Below are 18,662 nucleotides of genomic sequence, written 5' to 3' on the forward strand. Positions count from 1 at the left end.
ATCGGCGTCGGTTCCAAAAACCAGGGCAATTGCGCCTGCCGATCCAGCGCCGTTCAGGCGGCGGCGAGCTTCGCCAGTTGCGTCATCACCACGGCCGAACCGGACAGGCGCTTTTCGGCGTTCGGCCAGTCTCGGATGAAGACGACGCTCTGGTCCGGCCTGATCTTGGCCAGAATGCCCTGCTCGCCTATGAACCTGACCAGCCCGGCCGGGTTGGCGAAGGTCTTGTTGCGGAACTGGATGACGACACCCTTCGGCCCCGCATCCAGCTTCTCGACATTGGCCTTGCGGCACAACGCCTTGATGAAGACGATCTTCAACAGATGCTTCACTTCGTCCGGCAGCGGGCCGAAGCGGTCGATGAGTTCGGCCCCGAAGGCGTCGATTTCCTCCGGCGTCTCCAGGTCGCCGAGACGGCGATAGAGCGCCAGGCGCAATTGCAGGTCGGGCACGTAGCTTTCGGGGATCATCACCGCGGTGCCGATGGCGATCTGCGGCGACCAGCCGGTGTCGGCGGCAGAACCCAAATCCTTCACCTCGGCCACCGCTTCCTCCAGCATCTGCTGGTAAAGCTCGAAGCCGACCTCCTTGATGTGGCCGGACTGTTCCTCGCCCAGAAGATTGCCGGCGCCGCGAATGTCGAGGTCATGACTTGCCAGCTGGAAGCCTGCGCCGAGCGAATCCAGCGATTGCAGCACCTTGAGACGGCGGTCGGCCGTGTCGGTCAGCTTCTTCCTGGCCGGCAGCGTGAACAGCGCATAGGCGCGCACCTTGGAGCGGCCGACGCGGCCGCGCAGCTGATAGAGCTGGGCGAGGCCGAACATGTCGGCGCGGTGCACGATCATGGTGTTGGCGGTGGGGATGTCGAGGCCGGATTCCACGATGGTGGTGGAGAGCAGCACATCGTACTGGCCTTCGTAGAAGGCATTCATGATGTCGTCCAGCCGGCCGGGCGGCATCTGGCCGTGAGCCACGGCGACCTTCAGTTCCGGCACTTCCGCCTTCAGGAACTCCTCGATCTCGGCAAGATCGCTGATGCGCGGCACGACATAGAAACTCTGGCCGCCGCGATAGCGCTCGCGCAGCAGCGTCTCGCGGATAACCAGCGGATCGAATGGCGAGATGAAGGTGCGCACCGCCATGCGGTCCACCGGCGGCGTGGCGATCAGCGACAGTTCGCGCACGCCCGTCAGCGCCAGTTGCAGCGTGCGCGGGATCGGCGTCGCCGACAGCGTCAGCACATGCACGTCGGTCTTAAGATCCTTCAGCCGCTCCTTGTGCTTGACGCCGAAATGCTGCTCCTCGTCGATGATCAGCAGGCCGAGATTGCGGAACTTTATCGAAGAGCCGAGCAGCGCATGGGTGCCGACGACAATATCGACGGTGCCTTCCTCCAGCCCCTTCTTCGTCTCGGCCAGTTCCCTGGCGCCGACCAGCCGCGAAGCCTGCCGCACCTTGACCGGAAGGCCGGCAAAGCGCTGCGAGAAGGTCCTGAAATGCTGGCGCGAGAGCAGTGTAGTCGGCACAACCACCGCAACCTGGAAGCCTTCCATCGCGGCGATGAAAGCGGCGCGCAGCGCCACCTCGGTCTTGCCGAAGCCGACATCGCCGCACACCAGCCGATCCATCGGCCTGCCGGCGGAAAGGTCTTCCATCACCGCGTCGATGGCCGTCTGCTGGTCGTCGGTTTCCTCGTAAGGGAAGCGGGCAGAGAACTCGCCGTAGATGCCTTCGGCCGGGATCATGGTCGGGGCGGCGCGCATCTGGCGTTCGGCCGCGATGCGGATGAGATCGCCCGCCATGTCGAGCAGGCGTTTCTTCAGCCTTGCCTTGCGCGCCTGCCATGCCCCGCCGCCAAGCTTGTCCAGCGTGGCCTCGGCCGAATCCGAACCATAGCGCGACAGAAGCTCGATATTCTCCACCGGCAGGAACAGGCGGTCGTCGCCGGCATAGCGGATTTCGAGGCAATCATGCGGCGCGCCTGCGGCCTGAATGGTCTTCAGGCCCACGAAACGGCCGATACCGTGATCGGCATGGACGACGATGTCGCCGGCCGACAGCGAGGCGGCTTCGGAGATGAAATCGGCGGCGCGCTTGCGCTTCTTCGAGCGGCGCACCAGCCGGTCGCCCAGAATGTCCTGCTCGGCCACGACGACCATGCCGTCGGTCTCGAATCCGGTTTCGAGTTGCAGCACGGCCAGCGCCGCCTGCCCTTTTTCGAGCTTTTCTGTTTCGGCCAGCGTGGCGACGCGCCTGAGGCTGCCGAGATGATGTTCGGCCAGGATCTGCCCCAGCCGGTCGAGCGAGCCTTCCGTCCAGCCAGCGATGACGACGCGGCGGCCGGCGGCGCGCTGGTCGGAAATGTGCTTCACCGCCTCGGTGAACACATTGGCGTTGGGGTCGGCGCGCTCCTCGGCAAAGCTGCGCCCGGCCCGCGCACCTGCGTGCAGGACCTTCCGGCCGCCCGCATCGGGTGCGGTGAAAGGCGTGAATTCCAGCGTCTCGCGCGCGGCGGTGGCGGCATTCACCTCGTCCGGCGAGAGATACATGAACTGCGGCGCGACGGGCTTATAGGGAACCGTATCCTTCAGCGCGCCATCGGCCTGCTGCCTGCGTGCCTCGTAGTGGTCGAGGATCAGCGCGTGGCGTTCCGAAAGCGCCTCATGGGCCAGATGGTCGAACACCACCGGCCCCTCCGGCAGGTAATCGAAAATCGTCTCCAAGCGCTCATAAAAGAAGGGCAGCCAGTGCTCCATGCCCGCAAAGCGGCGACCTTCGCTTACCGCCGCATAGAGCGCATCGTCGCGCGAAGGGGCGCCGAATGCCTCGATATAGGAGCGGCGGAAGCGGCTGATGCTGTCCGCGGTGAGCGCCACCTCGCTCATCGCCTGCATGACCAGTTCGGTGCGCTGGCCGGTGGTGCGCTGGCTGGCCACATCGAAGGCGCGGATCGATTCCAGCGTGTCGCCGAAGAAATCGAGGCGCAGGGCTTCCTCCGCGCCCGGCACGTAAAGGTCGAGGATGCCGCCACGCACGGCGAACTCGCCCACCTCGCGCACGGTCGGAACGCGCTCGAATCCGGAATTTTCCAGCCGCCTGACGAGCAGGTCCATGTCGACCTGATTGCCCGGTTTCGCCCTGAAGGTCTGCGCCTCGATCAGATCGGCCGGCGGCACCCGCTGCAACAGCGCGTTGGCGGTGGTGAGCACCACGGCGCGATGCGGTTGCGCGCGCAGAGCGACGATGGCCGCAAGCGCATCGAGCCGGCGCGCAGCCGCATCCGAGCCGGGCGACACGCGATCGTAAGGCAGGCAGTCCCACGCCGGCAGTTCCAGAACCGGCAGGCCGGGATCGGCAAAGGCCAGCGCCTCGACGATGGCCGGCAGGCGCTGGCCGTCGCGGGCGACGAAGAGCAGCGGACCGTCCGGCGCGATCTCACGCGCTGTCCCGGCAAGCGCGAAAGCTTCGTAGCCATCGGCCACGCCATCGATGACGAAGGAGCCGGTGCCGCCCTTCGGCAGGCCGATTTTCGGAATGAGGCTCATGAAACGGGTTTCTTCGGAAACAAGCGGATAAAGTCTGACGAGACGTCAGATAGTTCAGACGGGGAGCGACGCAACCTTGCTGCGCCATTCCAGCACGCGATGCAGGATCGGCAGGTCGAGGCCGGATGGAACCGGGTCCTGGCCGGTGATCCACGGCAGCAGTTCGGTATCGTTGATCTCCAGCAGACGCTCGTACTGGTCGAGTTCGTCAGTGCTCAGGCCCTCGATTTCCGCATCGGCGAAACTGCCCAGAATCAGGTCCATCTCGCGCATGCCGCGATGCCAGGAACGAAACAGCAGCTTGCGCCGGCGGGCATCCAGCCCTTCGCTTGTTCTCGATGTTCCGGTCATGGCAGCCAACTCCACTTGGGAGCCAGTTAAGAAGCCCCCGATAATTCCTATCGGGGGCTCATATCGCATACTTATAAGAAACTCACCTAGTTTCGACCCACGTGCGGCCCGCCATAGAGCAGCGTGAAGCACGACAACTTGCACTGTTTTCTGTATAATAAACTACATAGAAATTTAAGGCTCTTATAAACAAAATCATGGGCTTGCGAGCATCTTAGCGACGAATTCGACTTGCCTCCGCGCGCATGGCCGGTAGACCTTGGCCATGCGCCCTTCCCTGCTCGATCCGCTGTTCGCGCCCATCACCTCGCTGGCCGGCGTAGGCCCGAAGGTTGCGACGCTGATCGAGCGCGTGCTGCCGGTCGATCTCGGCGACCGCGAGGCGCGGGCCGCCGATCTCCTGTTCGTGTTGCCCAATTCGGTGATCGACCGTCGCAGCCGTCCCGGCATCGCCAATGCCGCGCCCGGCGCCATCGTCACGCTCGACCTGACCATCGACGGCCACCAGCCGCCGCCGCGCGGCAACCGCTCGGTGCCTTACCGCATCTTCGCCCATGACGACACCGACGACATCACGCTGACCTTCTTCCACGCCCATGCCGCCTATCTGGAAAAACAGCTTCCCGAAGGCGCGCAGGTGATCGTCTCTGGCCGCATGGAGTGGTTCAACGGGCGGCCCTCGATGGTGCATCCGGACCATATCGCGCTGGCCGAGGAGGCGGCGAACCTGCCGCTGGTCGAGCCGGTCTATCCGCTCACCGCCGGCCTGTCGGGCAAGGTGCTGCGCCGGGCCATCGCACAGGCGCTTTCACGCGTGCCGGCGCTGCCGGAATGGCAGGACGCAGCCTTCATGCGCCGCCACTCCTTGCCCGCCTTCGGCATGGCATTGGTGCGCGTCCACAATCCCGAAACGCCGACAGATGCGGCCCCCGACAGCGCGGCATGGCGCAGGCTCGCCTATGACGAGTTCCTTGCCGGGCAGGTTTCGCTGGCGCTGGTGCGGGCCCGCGTGCGACGGCTTTCCGGCCGGCCGCTGACCGGCGACGGAAGGCTTGTCGAAGCGTTGCGCACCGCCCTTCCCTATGCGCTGACCGGTTCGCAGGAAACGGCGCTCGCCGAAATCCATGCCGACCTTGCCGAACCGGAGCGCATGCTGCGCCTGCTGCAAGGCGATGTCGGCTCGGGCAAGACCGTGGTGGCGCTGCTTTCCATGGCGCGGGCGGTCGAGGCCGGCGGACAGGCTGCCCTGATGGCGCCGACCGAAATCCTCGCCCGCCAGCATTTTTCCACCATCGCACCGCTTGCCGAACGCGTGGGGCTCAAGATCGCGGTGCTCACCGGCCGTGAAAAGGGCCGCGAGCGCAGGGACGTGCTGGAAGGTCTGGCCGACGGGACGATCCATATCGTCATCGGCACGCACGCGCTGTTTCAGGAAAGCGTCACCTTCCGCAACCTCGTGCTGGCTGTCGTGGACGAACAGCACCGCTTCGGCGTGCATCAGCGGCTGGCGATGACCGCCAAGGGCGATGCGCCAGACATGCTGGTGATGACCGCCACCCCCATTCCCCGCACGCTGGTGCTGACCGCCTTCGGCGACATGGACGTTTCGCGCCTCACCGAAAAACCAGCAGGCCGCCAGCCGATCCGCACCGTGACCCTGCCGCTGGAACGCCTGCCGGAACTGGTCGGGCGCATCCGCGATGCCGTGGCGGAAGGCCAGAAAGTGTACTGGATCTGCCCGCTGGTCGAGGAATCCGAAGAGGTGAAGCTGATGGCGGCGGAGGATCGATTCGCCTCGCTGCAACCCGTGTTCGGCGACCGGCTCGGCCTCGTCCACGGCCGCATGAAGGGCGCGGAGAAGGACGACGCCATGCGCGCCTTCAAGGATGGACAGACGCGCGTTCTGGTCGCCACCACAGTGATAGAGGTGGGCGTGGACGTGCCGGACGCCACCATCATCGTCATCGAACATGCCGAGCGCTTCGGCCTGGCCCAGCTTCACCAGTTGCGCGGGCGCGTGGGGCGCGGCTCCAAACCCTCCTCCTGCGTGCTGCTCTACAAGGAGCCGCTGGGTGAGACCGCCAGGCGCAGACTGTCGGTGATGCGCGAGACGGAAGACGGCTTCCTCATCGCCGAAGAGGATCTGAAACTGCGTGGCGAAGGCGAGTTGCTGGGCACGCGCCAGTCCGGCACGCCTGGCTTCCGGATCGCCCGCATCGACACCCATGCCGACCTGCTCGAAGCCGCGCGCGACGATGCACGGCTGATACTGGCGACCGATCCGGACCTGCAAAGCGCCCGCGGCGAGGCGTTGCGGCTGCTGCTCTACTTGTTCGGCAAGGACGAGGCCGTGCGCTTGCTGCGCGCCGGCTGAACCTCTTCCAGCTTCGGGTTGGAAATGGTGACGGCCTCGGCATCCGGGCCGCGCTTGCGCTTCACCTTGGGAGCGACGAGACCGGCCGAGACGATCAGGCGCGCGCCTTCCTCGATGGTCATGTCGAGCAGAACGATCTCGGATTTGCGCACATACATAAGGAAACCCGTGGTCGGGTTGGGCGTGCATGGCATGAAGACCGCGATCAGCGGATCACCTTCCACATCCAGTTTCTCGTTGATTTCGGTTTCCTTCTCGCCGGACAGGAACACCAGCGACCATACGTCCTTGCGCGGATATTCGACCATGCCGACATGCTTGAACATGTCGCCCTGATTGGACAGAACCGTCTCGAAAATCTGTTTCAGGGACCGGTAGATGCCGCGCACCAGCGGCATGCGTCCAAGAAGCCGCTCGCCGAAGTTGACGATGGCGCGGCCAACGATATTGGCGGCAAGAAAGCCGATCAGGGTGATCAGCAGCAGCGCGACGATCAGGCCGAAGCCCGGAACCGCGAAAGGCAGATAGGTATCCGGGCTGTAGCGGGCGGGAATATAGGGCTTCACCCAGGAATCGACCCAACCGACAAAGGACCACGTCAGATAGGCTGTGATGGCCAGCGGGGCGCTGACGATGAAGCCGGTCAGGAAATAGTTCCTGAGCCGTGTCATTGCCGAGGTCCTGATGATGATGTTCGACATGCTCGCCCGCTTCGTTGCGTTGCAACATTAAGCGAGCGGGCGGCGCTTTGGAACACCGAAGTTGCCCTTCATCCGTCTCCGGACGCTACTCCACTGTGACCGACTTGGCGAGGTTGCGCGGCTGGTCGACGTCGGTGCCCATGAACACGGCCGTGTAATAGGCCAGAAGCTGGATCGGCAGCGCGTAGACGATGGGCGAGATGATCTCCGGAACGTCCGGCATGACGATGGTGTCCATCGTCTCGACCGTGGCGTTGGCCGCGCCCTTCTCGTCGGTGATGAGGATGATCCTGCCGCCGCGCGCCGCGACCTCCTGCATGTTGGAAACCGTCTTTTCGAAGATGCGGTCGTGCGGGGCGATCACCACCACCGGCATCTTCTCGTCGATCAGAGCGATGGGACCGTGCTTCAGTTCTCCCGCCGCATAACCCTCGGCATGGATATAGGAGATTTCCTTGAGCTTCAGCGCGCCTTCCATGGCCAGCGGGAAGTTGGTGTCGCGGCCCAGATAAAGCACATGCTTGTAGTGCGACAGTTCGCGCGCCAGCTTCTCGATCTGGCGCTCCACCTTCTGCAAAGCCTGGTTGGTATAGCGCGGGGTTTCGGAAAGGCCACGCACCAGCGCCTTCTCCTCTTCAGCAGAAATCTTCCCGCGCTCGGCGGCCGCCCGCACGGCCAGCGAGGCCAGAACCGAAAGCTGGCAGGTAAATGCCTTGGTCGAGGCGACGCCGATCTCCGGCCCCGCCAGTGTCGGCAGCACCACGTCCGACTCGCGGGCGATGGTCGATTCGCGGACATTGACGACCGCGCCGATGGTCATGCCGGCCTTGCGGCAGTAGCGCAGCGAGGCCAGCGTGTCGGCCGTCTCACCGGACTGCGAGATGAACAGCGCGGCATCGCGTGCCGAAAGCGGCATCTCGCGGTAGCGGAATTCCGAAGCGATATCGATGTCCACGGGAAGGCGTGCATAACGCTCGAACCAGTATTTGCCGACCAGTCCGGCAAGATAGGCGGTGCCGCAGGCGGAAATCGCCAGACGCTCGATGCCATTGAAATCGAACGGCAGATCGAGCTTCCTGGTCGTGCCGTTGGCGAAATCGAGATAATGCGCCAGCGTATGCGAGATCACTTCCGGCTGCTCATGGATTTCCTTCTCCATGAAGTGGCGGTGATTGCCCTTGTCGACCAGATAGGACGTGCCCAGCGATTGCTGGCGGCGGCGCTCCACCGCATTGCCGTCGATGTCGAAAATCGAAACGCCGCCGTGGCGCACGACCACCCAGTCGCCATCCTCCAGATAGGTGATGGAATTGGTGAAGGGGGCAAGCGCGATGGCGTCCGAGCCCAGGAACATCTCGCCGTCGCCGTGACCGACAGCCAGCGGCGGACCGTTGCGGGCGCCAACCACCAGATCCTCGTCGCCCCTGAACATGATGGCGAGCGCAAAGGCCCCCTGAAGCCGCCTGAGCGCATTGTGCGCGGCTTCCACGGGAGCCGCGCCCTTTTTCAGTTCGCGCGCCACCAGATGCGCAACGACCTCGGTGTCGGTCTGCGAGGCGAAATGGTAGCCGTCGGCGGCAAGCTCGTCGCGCAGTTCGGCGAAGTTCTCGATGATGCCGTTGTGAACGACCGCCACATCTCCCGAAAAATGCGGGTGGGCGTTTGTTTCATTGGGTACGCCATGTGTGGCCCAGCGCGTATGGCCGATGCCGGTGGTGCCGAACAGAGGCTCATTTTTCAGTCGATTTTCCAGATTGACCAGCTTGCCTTCGGCGCGGCGGCGGGCAAGCTCGCCTCTTTCGATGGTGGCAACGCCTGCCGAATCATAGCCGCGATATTCCAGCCGCTTGAGCGCATCGACAATGAGGGGCGCAACCTGCGTCCTGCCCACGATTGCTACGATTCCGCACATTCCTGTTCAACCCTTGGTCCTGAGAGCGCCGCCGCTGTGTAAATGGGACGATGCAAACGAGAAAATCAAATTGCGTTTCGGCTCGTACCACGCTTCCTTCGCCGACTACTTCTTTGCCGCCTCTGCCCGGCGCGCGCGCAGAACGCGGGCCTTGTCCGGCAAGGTTTTCTGGCGGGCCCGGCCGAAGGCGAGCGCATCGTCGGGCACGTTTTCGGTGATCACCGAACCGGATGCCACATAAGCGCCATTGCCGATGGAGACGGGCGCAACCAGCGACGAGTTCGAGCCGATGAAAGCACCCTCACCGATCTCGGTGAGGAATTTGGAATAGCCGTCATAGTTGCAGGTGATGGTGCCGGCGCCGATATTGGCTCCGGCACCGATATGGGCGTCGCCGATATAGGTCAGGTGATTGACCTTCGCACCCTTTTCCACCACCGCTTTCTTGACCTCGCAGAAATTGCCGACCTTGGCTTTTTCTTTAAGATCCGTGCCCGGCCGCAGCCGCGCGAAGGGGCCGACCTCCGCACCGGACGCCACTTTGGCACCTTCCAGATGGCTGAAGGCGCGGATGGTTGCACCGGAAGCCACGTGCACGCCCGGCCCGAACCAGACATTCGGCTCGACCAGCGCATCGGCCTCGATCAGCGTGTCGTGCGAGAAGAACACGGTATCGGGGGCAATCAGGGTTACACCCGCCATCATGAAGTCGCGGCGGCGGCGCTTCTGCCAGATGGCCTCGGCTTCGGCCAGTTCGGCGCGGTTGTTGATGCCCAGCGCGCTCTCGAAGCTCGCCTCGGTGGCGACGACCTCGAGCCCCTTGCCGCCCGCGATCTCAACGATGTCGGTGAGATAGTACTCGCCCTTGGCATTGGCGTTGCCCACGGCATCGAGAAGGTCCAGCGCATGCTTGCCGGCAATCGCCATCAGGCCGCTGTTGCAGAAGGTGATGCGCCGCTCGTCCTCGCTGGCATCCTTGTCCTCGCGGATGGCGATCAGCTGCCCATCCTTTTCTATGAGGCGTCCATAGCCGGACGGATTGGCGGCGCGGAAGCCGAGCACGACGACAGCCGCGCCCTCCGCCAGCCGGATGCGGGCCGTGGTCAGCGCATCGGCATCGATCAGAGGCGTATCGCCGAACATGACGAGCACATCGTCATGGCCGCGCTCCAGAGCCTTGCGCGCGGCTAGCACGGCGTGGGCGGTGCCGAGACGCTGCCTCTGCTCGAAGATTTCGGCCTCCGGCGCAAAGCTTTCCGCGGCGGAGCGCAGCTTTTCGCCGCCATGCCCGACAACCAGCGCCAGATCGCCGGCACCGGCATTCTGGGCGGCATTCGCCACATGCGCGACCAGCGGCAGACCGGCAATCTTATGAAGCACCTTTGGCAGAGCGCTTTTCATGCGCGTGCCCTCGCCGGCGGCAAGTATGATCGAAAGGCAGGTTCGCTGGCTCATCGGGGAAACCGCAGTCTGGTTGCAAATGTCCGGGCTGTTTAGCACCACCGTCTTGTTGAACCAATGCGGTTAAATTCGGGTATGCGCGCAACATCCGACGTTGGGTCAGCGCGCATGCCCGATTTTCACCCCAGTCGGCCGAGAACCGGGAATGTCTCCAGAAGCCAGAAAGCCACGGTCTGCACGCCTCCGGTCAGGAAAAAGACGCCCGCCACCACCAGAAGACCTCCGATGATCTTCTCGACCCGGCCAAGATGCACGCGGAACCGGCCGAGAAAGCGCATGAACGCACCCGAGAACAGCGCTGCGATGAGGAAGGGAATGCCGAGGCCGAGCGAATAGGCGGCCAGCAGCAAGGCCCCTTCTCCCACCGTCTCGCGCCCGCCGGCCAGTGTCAGGATCGGCCCAAGAACAGGCCCGATGCAAGGGGTCCAGCCAAAGGCGAAAGCAAGCCCCATGACATAGGCCGCGACGGCGCTCGCCGGCTTGCCCTGACTCTGGAACCGCGCCTCCCGCGACAGAAGCGGAATGCGGATCAGCCCGAGGAAATTCAGGCCCATGATGATGATCAGGATGCCGGCCGCAAACGCCAGCGGTTCCTGCCAGACCCTCAGGAGACGCCCGATCGTCGAGGCTCCGGCCCCCAGCGCCACGAACACGGTGGAGAAACCGAGCACGAAGGCTGCCGAGGCCGCAAGCAGAGGCGCGCGCGCGCCTGCCTTCGCGGCGGTGGCCGTATCGCCACGAAAATCGTCGACCGAAACCCCGGCCATGTAGCACAGATAAGGCGGCACCAGCGGCAGCACGCAGGGCGACAGGAACGACAGAGCCCCGGCCCCGACCGCGCTTACATATCCTATATCCAGTGCCATGCCTGCCATCCTGCGATTTCGCCGCCCTATAGCGGCCGGCGGCCCGCCCCTCCAATCACCATTTCGTGGTTGGATGCCGGAAAGCCGGCCGGAACAAAGCAGCTTACCTCCACGTTGATAAAGATGGATGCGACCCAATCCCGCATCCGCTTCTATCTCATAGCGAGACTTTTGGTTCACGGAGGATTTGCCATGAAGACGCAGGCATTCGCACGACCACTCGCATTCACGCTGGCCCTTTTGCTTTCCGGAACGGCTGCATCGCTCGCAGCGGAAGCCTGGAAGGAGGCCGAAGCCGGCGGCGCGAAGATCTATACGGACACCAACGGCATGACGCTTTATACCTACGACAGGGACGGCGACGGCGTATCGAACTGCTACGATACGTGCGCAACCAACTGGCCGCCGCTTCCGGCCGCCGCGGATGCGCAGCCGCAGGGCGACTGGACCATTGTCGAACGCACCGACGGGTCGCGCATGTGGGCCTATGAAGGCAAGCCCGTCTACACCTTCGCAAGGGACCAGAAGCCCGGTGACACGACCGGCGACGGCGTGAACGACGTCTGGCACATCGTGAAGGCAGACTGAAATCCGGAGGCGGACGACATCGCGCCGGGTGAAGCGGCCGAGTGAACGGGGGCGACTATGCCAATGCCCGCACGCCCATGCTGCGCTCGCTAGCGAGATCGGGCCCGTTCATTGCGGCATTGCGGAATGCATGGAGCCTACAGGGCATCCGTGCGTCTGGCCTGATGCACGTTTGCGGGGCGTTCGCCACGTATGATGTCGCTCGCCTCCAGATATGCCATCTCGATAAGATAGGTCAGCATGTCGCAGCGTTCAGCTTCCGCCATGGCGCGAAGCTGACCGAGCATGGATTGCAGATAATCGAGGGTTTCGGTTCGCCGCCTGCTGTACATGTAGGCCATCGAAAATTTCACTCCTCTCCGCCGAACTGACCAGACCGTCACGTTCGGCAGTCCCATGAGCAAGCCGGCGTCAGTCCGGGTTGCCAAGATGTCCAAACCTTATGTCACCTATATTAAAAAGTGCAATACAAATTTACAATCCCGCATAGGTTGCATCGCATTAAGGTTGCGGTTTGAGCCCTGCCTCTTGACCGGACGCAAAAGCACGGCCATTTGACGGTACCTGAAGATTTTTCGTCGCGGACCCGGGAGGCTTCTCCCGCCGCAGACCCAGCATTACACGGTAAATATGGACGTCGTCGTCGTCGAATCGCCTGCAAAGGCGAAGACAATCAACAAGTATCTCGGACGAAACTACAAGGTCCTGGCCTCTTTCGGCCATGTCCGCGATCTTCCAGCCAAGGACGGTTCGGTGCGTCCCGACGAGGACTTCGCCATGTCCTGGTCGGTGGACGGCGCTTCGGCCAAGCGCCTTGCCGACATCGCCAAGGCGGTCAAGGAGGCCGACGGCCTGATCCTCGCGACCGACCCCGATCGCGAAGGGGAAGCCATCTCCTGGCATGTGCTCGACGTCCTGCGCGCCAAGAAGGTCCTGAAGGACAAGCCCGTCAGCCGTGTGGTCTTCAACGCCATCACCAAGCAGTCGGTGCTCGACGCCATGGCCAATCCGCGCCAGATCGACACGCCTTTGGTGGACGCCTATCTGGCGCGGCGCGCGCTCGACTATCTGGTCGGCTTCACGCTTTCGCCGGTGCTGTGGCGCAAGCTGCCCGGTGCGCGTTCCGCCGGCCGTGTGCAATCCGTGGCGCTGCGGCTGGTTTGCGACCGCGAAGCGGAGATCGAGCGCTTCGTGCGCGAGGAATACTGGAACATTGCCGCCATCCTTGGCACGCCCCGCAACGACAGTTTCGAAGCCCGGCTGACCGCCTATGAAGGCAGGAAGCTGCAGAAGCTCGACATCAAGAACAAGGGCCAGGCCGAAGGCATCAAGGCGATGCTGGAGGGTGCGAGTTTCCGGGCGTTGTCTGTGGAAGCCAAGCCCACCCGGCGCAACCCTGCCCCGCCCTTCACCACGTCGACCCTGCAACAGGCTGCCTCGTCGCGCCTCGGCTTTTCCGCCAACCGCACCATGCAGGTTGCCCAGCGCCTCTATGAAGGCATGGACATCGGCGGCGAGACGGCCGGCCTCATCACCTATATGAGAACCGACGGCGTGCAGATGGCGCCCGAAGCCATTTCCGCCGCCCGCGCGGCCATCGGCAAGGAATTCGGCGAGAAATATCTGCCGGAGAAGCCGCGCTACTACACCACCAAGGCCAAGAACGCCCAGGAAGCGCACGAGGCGATCCGCCCGACGGACTTCTTCCGCACGCCGGCCTCGGTGCGGCAATATCTGGATGCAGACCAGGCCCGGCTCTACGAGCTGATCTGGAAGCGCGCCATCGCCAGCCAGATGAACGCCGCCGAGATCGAACGCACCACGGTCGAGATCGAAGCTTCCAATGGCGCGAAGACCGCCGCGCTGCGTGCCGTGGGCTCCGTCATCCGCTTCGACGGTTTCATTGCCGCCTATACGGACCAGAAAGAGGAAGATTCGGAAGACGAGGACAACCGCCGCCTGCCCGAAATCCGGCAAGGCGAGCAACTTGCGCGCGAGAGCATCAACGCCACCCAGCACACTACGGAGCCGCCGCCGCGCTATTCGGAAGCCGCGCTCATCAAGAAGCTGGAAGAGCTCGGCATCGGCCGCCCCTCCACCTATGCGGCGACGCTGAAGACGCTGGAGGATCGCGAATACGTCACCATCGACAAGCGCCGGCTGATCCCGCACTCCAAGGGCCGGATCGTGACTGCCTTCCTCGAAAGCTTCTTCGACAAATATGTCGAATACGACTTCACCGCCTCGCTTGAAGAGAAGCTGGACGAGATTTCCGATGGCAGGCTCGACTGGAAGGACGTCCTGCGCGACTTCTGGACCGATTTTTCGGCGTCGGTCGACGACATCAAGGAACTGCGCGTTTCCGATGTCATCGATGCGCTCAACGACGACCTTGCCCCGCTTCTGTTTCCAGCGCGCGAGGACGGGTCGGACCCGCGCATCTGTCCGAAATGCGGCACCGGCAATCTGTCGCTGAAACTCGGCAGATACGGCGCTTTCGTGGGATGCTCGAATTATCCCGAATGCGGCTATACGCGCCAGTTCGGTGAAAATGGCGAAGGCGACGCAGAGGCCGGCGGTGCAGAAAACGGCAACAAGGTTCTCGGGAACGATCCTGAGACGGATGAGGAAGTGACCCTGCGCACCGGTCGCTTCGGCCCCTATGTGCAGCGCGGCGAAGGCAAGGAAGCCAGGCGTTCGAGCCTGCCGAAGGGCTGGTCGGCCGCGACGATCGATCTTGAAAAGGCGCTGGCGTTGCTGGCGCTGCCCCGCGACGTCGGCGCGCACCCGGAAACCGGCAAGATGATCTCGGCCGGCCTTGGCCGCTACGGACCGTTCGTCCTGCATGACGGCACCTATGCCAATGTGGAATCGATCGAGGACGTCTTCACCATCGGTCTCAACCGTGCCGTCACGGTTCTGGCAGAGAAGCAATCCAAAGGCCGCGGCGCACGCGGTGGTGCCGCCGCGGCGGCACTGAAGGAACTGGGCGATCATCCCGATGGCGGCGGCAAGATCACTGTTCGCGACGGCCGCTACGGGCCTTATGTGAATTTCGGCAAGATCAACGCGACGCTGCCCAAGGGCAAGGATCCGCAGGCCATCACGCTCGAGGAAGCTCTGGTGCTGATCGCGGAAAAGGAGGCCAAGGGCGGCGGCGCGAAGAAGCCGGCGCGCAAGGCCGCAGCTCCAAAGAAGGCGGCGGCGAAGAAGACTACGGCAGCCAAAAAAACCGCAGCAAAGAAGAAGGAATAGAAGCTTGGCGCGAGGGATCTCCGGAAGACACCACGGCGATCCCCGCGCCGGTGACACGCGGCGCGGGACAAAGGACCAGTATCGCCCCTCGCGTGACGAAATCCTTCGCTACATTGCCGAGAATCCCGACCGCGCCGGAAAGCGCGAGATTGCCAAGGCGTTTGCCCTGCGTGGCGATGACCGCGTATGGCTGAAGGACATGCTGCGCGACCTTGAGGACGAAGGGCTTCTGGAAAAAAAGCGCAAGCGGCTGTCGCGCCCCGGCAATCTTCCCACCATCGCCGTTCTCGACATATTCGCACGCGATGAAGATGGCGGCCTTCTGGCCCGGCCGGCCGAGCAGGACGAAAACGGGAATTCTCCCACGGTGGCCATAAAGCCGCCGCGCGGCGGGCCTGCTCCCGGCATTGGCGACCGTGTGCTCGCCAAGACCTTCTCCACTGGCAAGGACGAAGGTCCGGCCTATACGGCGCGCGTCATCAAGATATTCGAAAAACGTTCGCAGGCGGTGCTCGGCATCTTCCGCACGCTTTCCGACGGAACGTTCCGCATCGAGCCCGTGGAACGGCGGCAACCCGAACTCACCGTCGACAAGGAGTTCAGGAACGGCGCCAACAATGGGGATCTGGTCGAGGTCGAGCCTTCGCGCATGCCGCGCTACGGCCTGCCGAAAGCGAAGGTGATCGCCGTTCTGGGCTCGCCGCTCAACGAGAAGGCGGTCTCCATGATCGCCATTCACGCCCATGACATCCCGCACATCTTCCCGCCGGAGGTGCTGGCAGAAACGCAGGCGCTCAAACCCGTTACAATTGAAGGGCGCGAGGACTGGCGCGAACTGCCGCTGATCACCATCGATCCGGCCGACGCCAAGGACCATGACGATGCCGTGTTCGCGGAACCCGACCCCGACGAAAAGAATCCCGGCGGCGTGATCGTCACGGTGGCGATCGCCGACGTCGCGGCCTATGTGCGACCGGGAACGGCGCTCGACCGCGAGGCGCTGAAGCGCGGCAACTCCGTCTATTTCCCGGATCGCGTCGTGCCCATGCTGCCCGAACGCATCTCCAACGATCTGTGCTCGCTGCGCGAAGGCGAGGACCGGCCGGCCATGGCGGTACGCATGACCTTTTCGGCGGAAGGCCGCAAGATCCGCCACTCCTTCCACCGCGTGATGATGAAATCGGCGGCGAAGCTGGCCTACCCGCAGGCACAGGCAGCCATAGATGGCACCCCGGACGACAAGACCGCGCCGCTGCTCGACACGGTGCTGAAACCGCTGTGGGCGGCCTATGCCGTGCTGAAGCGCGGCCGCCAGCACCGGGAACCGCTGGAACTCGACCTGCCGGAGCGCAAGATCATCCTCAAGGAAGACGGAACCGTCGACCGGGTGATCGTGCCGGACCGCCTCGACGCCCACAAGCTGATCGAGGAATTCATGATCCAGGCCAATGTGGCCGCCGCCGAGACGCTTGAGGGCCGAAAGCAGCCGCTCGTCTACCGCATCCATGACGGGCCGACGCTCGCCAAGCAGGAGGCGCTGCGCGAATTCCTGCAAAGCATCGGGCTCTCGCTGGCGCGCGGCGCGCAGATGCGCCCGTCACAGTTCAACGGCCTTCTGGAGCGCGTTCGCGGCACCGACAATGACGCGCTGGTCAACGAGGTTGTGCTGCGCACCCAGAGCCAGGCCGAGTACGCGCCCGACAATATCGGCCATTTCGGCCTCAACCTGAAACGCTATGCGCATTTCACCTCGCCGATCCGCCGCTTTGCCGATCTGATCGTTCACAGGGCGCTGATTGCCGCGCTGGGGCTGGGACAGGGCGGGCTTACCCGTGACCAGGAGTCGCAGCTTGCCGAGACGGCTGCCCTCATCTCGACAGCTGAGCGGCGCGCCATGGCGGCGGAACGTGAAACCGTGGATCGCCTGATTGCGGCGCATCTGGCCGAGCATGTCGGCGACAGTTTCCAGGCCAGGATCTCCGGCGTGACCAAGGCAGGACTTTTTGTCCAGTTGCCGCAATTCGGCGCGGATGGTTTCATCCCGGTGTCGTCCCTGGGAGGGGACTACTATATATACGACGAAACGGCACGATCGCTGTTTGGAGAACGAAGCGGAAAAGGTTATCAGCTCGCGGACAATGTCGAGGTCCGTCTCGTCGAAGTGGCTCCCATGGCCGGAGCCATGCGCTTCGAGATGCTGAGCGAGCCCAAGCCGCTTCCGGGCTCCACGCGATCCTACCACAAGGCTAAAGGCCGCATCCGCGCGTCGAAGAATCGACCCGGTACGCGCGGCAGGAGACGATGACATGAGCACAGGCAGCACCGAAAAGCAGGTTTTCGGCGGCAACCAGCAGCCATCGAGGCCCGCGAGGCCGCTTGGCGAAGCCATGAGGCGGGGGTTGCTGAGCCGCTGCCCGAACTGCGGCGAAGGCAAGCTGTTTCGCGCCTTCGTGAAACCGGTCGACAAGTGCTCGGTCTGCGGCGAGGAAATCAGCCACCACAGGGCCGACGACCTTCCCGCCTATCTCGACATCGTCGTGGTCGGCCACATCGTCATCGCCGGCTTCATGGCTGTGGAAATGCGCTACGTCTGGCCCATGTGGCTCCATTTCGCCGTCTGGGCGCCGCTGACGCTGATACTTGCCCTGGCCATGCTTCAGCCGATCAAGGGCGCGGTCATCGGCCTGCAATGGGCGCTCTACATGCATGGCTTCGGCGGCGAGCCCGACCACATCGAGGCCCATCCGGAAGCCTAGGCTTGCGGCCTTCCGGTGGCACGAGGGCAAATCCGAAAACAGCCCTTCCGTCACGGGCCGCTTTCGGCTAGGTCGATTGCCATGCAAGGTATGACCAAAGCTGAAGTCGACAAGGTGGAGGGCGCATCGATGGAAACGAAGGCGCCGCCCCTGCGACCGCGCGATGCGGCGACGCTTCTGCTCCTGGACCGGCAGGGCGGCGCGTTTCGCGTGCTCATGGGCCGGCGCCATTCGAGCCACGTGTTCATGCCGGGCAAGTTCGTTTTTCCCGGCGGGCGCACCGATCCGGGCGACGGACGCGTGCCGGTGGCCCATGGCCTGCACCCTGCCGAAGAAGCGAAACTGACGGTACGCGCAACCCGCACGACGCCCATGCGCGCCCGCGCCATCGCCCTGTCGGCGATCCGCGAAACCTACGAAGAGGCCGGCCTTCTGATCGGGAGCAAGGCCGCTTTTTCCACCTCCCGGCCGGACTGGCAGGGCTTTGCCGAACACGGCGTGATGCCATCGCTGCAAGGACTGCGCTTCGTCGCGCGCGCCGTCACCCCGCCCGGCCGCGTTCGCCGCTTCGATACCCGCTTCCTTGCCGCCTTCCGCGACGACGTTGCGGTGGAGCTACCACAGGGGGGGCCCACCAACGAGCTTGAAGAGCTGGTATGGCTGCCGCTCGACGAAGCACGCCAGGCCGACGTTCCCGCCATCACCCGCACCATTCTGGAAGAAGTCCAGAAGCGGCTCGCCGACGACCCGCGCCTGAGCCCCGGTGGCCCGGTGCCGTTCTACCGCATGCTCAACAACCGCTTTGTGCGCGATCTTCTCTGATCGGGATTACTGCGTTGCTGTCACAGAAACC

13 protein-coding genes are annotated in these 18,662 nt (G+C 63.9%); 6 read left to right on the plus strand and 7 right to left on the minus strand.

What is annotated here, in order from left to right:
* Positions 1 to 53 precede the first annotated feature (53 nt).
* Entirely contained in the window at positions 54 to 3,545 is a 3,492-nt protein-coding gene (gene mfd, locus DES43_RS17765; protein ID WP_035025605.1) for a transcription-repair coupling factor, read from the minus strand.
* A 54-nt stretch (positions 3,546 to 3,599) separates the two neighbouring features.
* Positions 3,600 to 3,896, minus strand: coding sequence for an FAD assembly factor SdhE (locus tag DES43_RS17770; protein ID WP_035025608.1), 297 nt, complete (start codon positions 3,894 to 3,896; stop codon positions 3,600 to 3,602).
* 265 nt (positions 3,897 to 4,161) lie between these two features.
* Here DES43_RS17770 and recG point away from each other — a divergent pair, with 265 nt between their 5' ends.
* Positions 4,162 to 6,270 carry an ATP-dependent DNA helicase RecG gene (gene recG, locus DES43_RS17775; RefSeq protein WP_035025610.1) on the plus strand — a complete coding sequence of 703 codons (2,109 nt, stop codon included), beginning with the start codon at positions 4,162 to 4,164 and terminating at the stop codon, positions 6,268 to 6,270.
* On the opposite strand, the gene DES43_RS17780 is transcribed toward recG, so the two are convergent.
* The 4 genes from DES43_RS17780 to DES43_RS17795 form a co-directional block, all read right to left on the minus strand.
* Entirely contained in the window at positions 6,222 to 6,941 is a 720-nt protein-coding gene (locus tag DES43_RS17780; RefSeq protein ID WP_084496456.1) for a DUF502 domain-containing protein, read from the minus strand. The two genes, recG and DES43_RS17780, sit on opposite strands and share 49 nt — an antisense overlap.
* Before the next feature lie 115 nt (positions 6,942 to 7,056).
* Positions 7,057 to 8,883: a glutamine--fructose-6-phosphate transaminase (isomerizing) gene (glmS, locus tag DES43_RS17785; protein WP_133675891.1), complete on the minus strand. Its 1,827-nt coding sequence runs from the start codon at positions 8,881 to 8,883 to the stop codon at positions 7,057 to 7,059.
* A gap of 105 nt (positions 8,884 to 8,988) precedes the next feature.
* Positions 8,989 to 10,338, minus strand: a complete 1,350-nt coding sequence (glmU, locus tag DES43_RS17790; protein WP_035025618.1) for a bifunctional UDP-N-acetylglucosamine diphosphorylase/glucosamine-1-phosphate N-acetyltransferase GlmU — start codon at positions 10,336 to 10,338, stop codon at positions 8,989 to 8,991.
* Positions 10,339 to 10,463: 125 nt separating this feature from the next.
* Positions 10,464 to 11,210 carry a cytochrome c biogenesis CcdA family protein gene (locus DES43_RS17795; protein ID WP_035025706.1) on the minus strand — a complete coding sequence of 249 codons (747 nt, stop codon included), beginning with the start codon at positions 11,208 to 11,210 and terminating at the stop codon, positions 10,464 to 10,466.
* 192 nt (positions 11,211 to 11,402) lie between these two features.
* Between DES43_RS17795 and DES43_RS17800 the strand changes: the two genes are divergently transcribed.
* Positions 11,403 to 11,798, plus strand: coding sequence for a COG4315 family predicted lipoprotein (locus tag DES43_RS17800; protein WP_051520499.1), 396 nt, complete (start codon positions 11,403 to 11,405; stop codon positions 11,796 to 11,798).
* 137 nt (positions 11,799 to 11,935) lie between these two features.
* Here DES43_RS17800 and DES43_RS17805 read toward each other — a convergent pair whose 3' ends face one another.
* The gene (locus DES43_RS17805) at positions 11,936 to 12,139 is read right to left on the minus strand and encodes a hypothetical protein (RefSeq protein ID WP_035025621.1); all 204 of its coding nucleotides are present in this window, start codon (positions 12,137 to 12,139) and stop codon (positions 11,936 to 11,938) included.
* 289 nt (positions 12,140 to 12,428) lie between these two features.
* On the opposite strand from DES43_RS17805, the gene topA reads away from it, so the two are divergent.
* The 4 genes from topA (at position 12,429) to DES43_RS17825 (ending at position 18,631) form a co-directional block, all read left to right on the plus strand.
* Positions 12,429 to 15,053, plus strand: a complete 2,625-nt coding sequence (gene topA / locus DES43_RS17810) for a type I DNA topoisomerase (RefSeq protein WP_035025623.1) — start codon at positions 12,429 to 12,431, stop codon at positions 15,051 to 15,053.
* Positions 15,054 to 15,057: 4 nt separating this feature from the next.
* Positions 15,058 to 17,358, plus strand: coding sequence for a ribonuclease R (gene rnr / locus DES43_RS17815; RefSeq protein ID WP_035025626.1), 2,301 nt, complete (start codon positions 15,058 to 15,060; stop codon positions 17,356 to 17,358).
* 1 nt (position 17,359) lies between these two features.
* Positions 17,360 to 17,809, plus strand: a complete 450-nt coding sequence (locus DES43_RS17820) for a DUF983 domain-containing protein (protein ID WP_035025628.1) — start codon at positions 17,360 to 17,362, stop codon at positions 17,807 to 17,809.
* Between the two features lie 81 nt (positions 17,810 to 17,890).
* Positions 17,891 to 18,631, plus strand: a complete 741-nt coding sequence (locus tag DES43_RS17825; protein WP_035025630.1) for an NUDIX hydrolase — start codon at positions 17,891 to 17,893, stop codon at positions 18,629 to 18,631.
* The last annotated feature ends 31 nt before the right edge of the window (positions 18,632 to 18,662 follow it).

Origin of the sequence: Aquamicrobium defluvii, assembly GCF_004363725.1 — a bacterium.
In the GTDB taxonomy this organism is placed as follows: Bacteria; Pseudomonadota; Alphaproteobacteria; order Rhizobiales; family Rhizobiaceae; genus Mesorhizobium; species Mesorhizobium defluvii.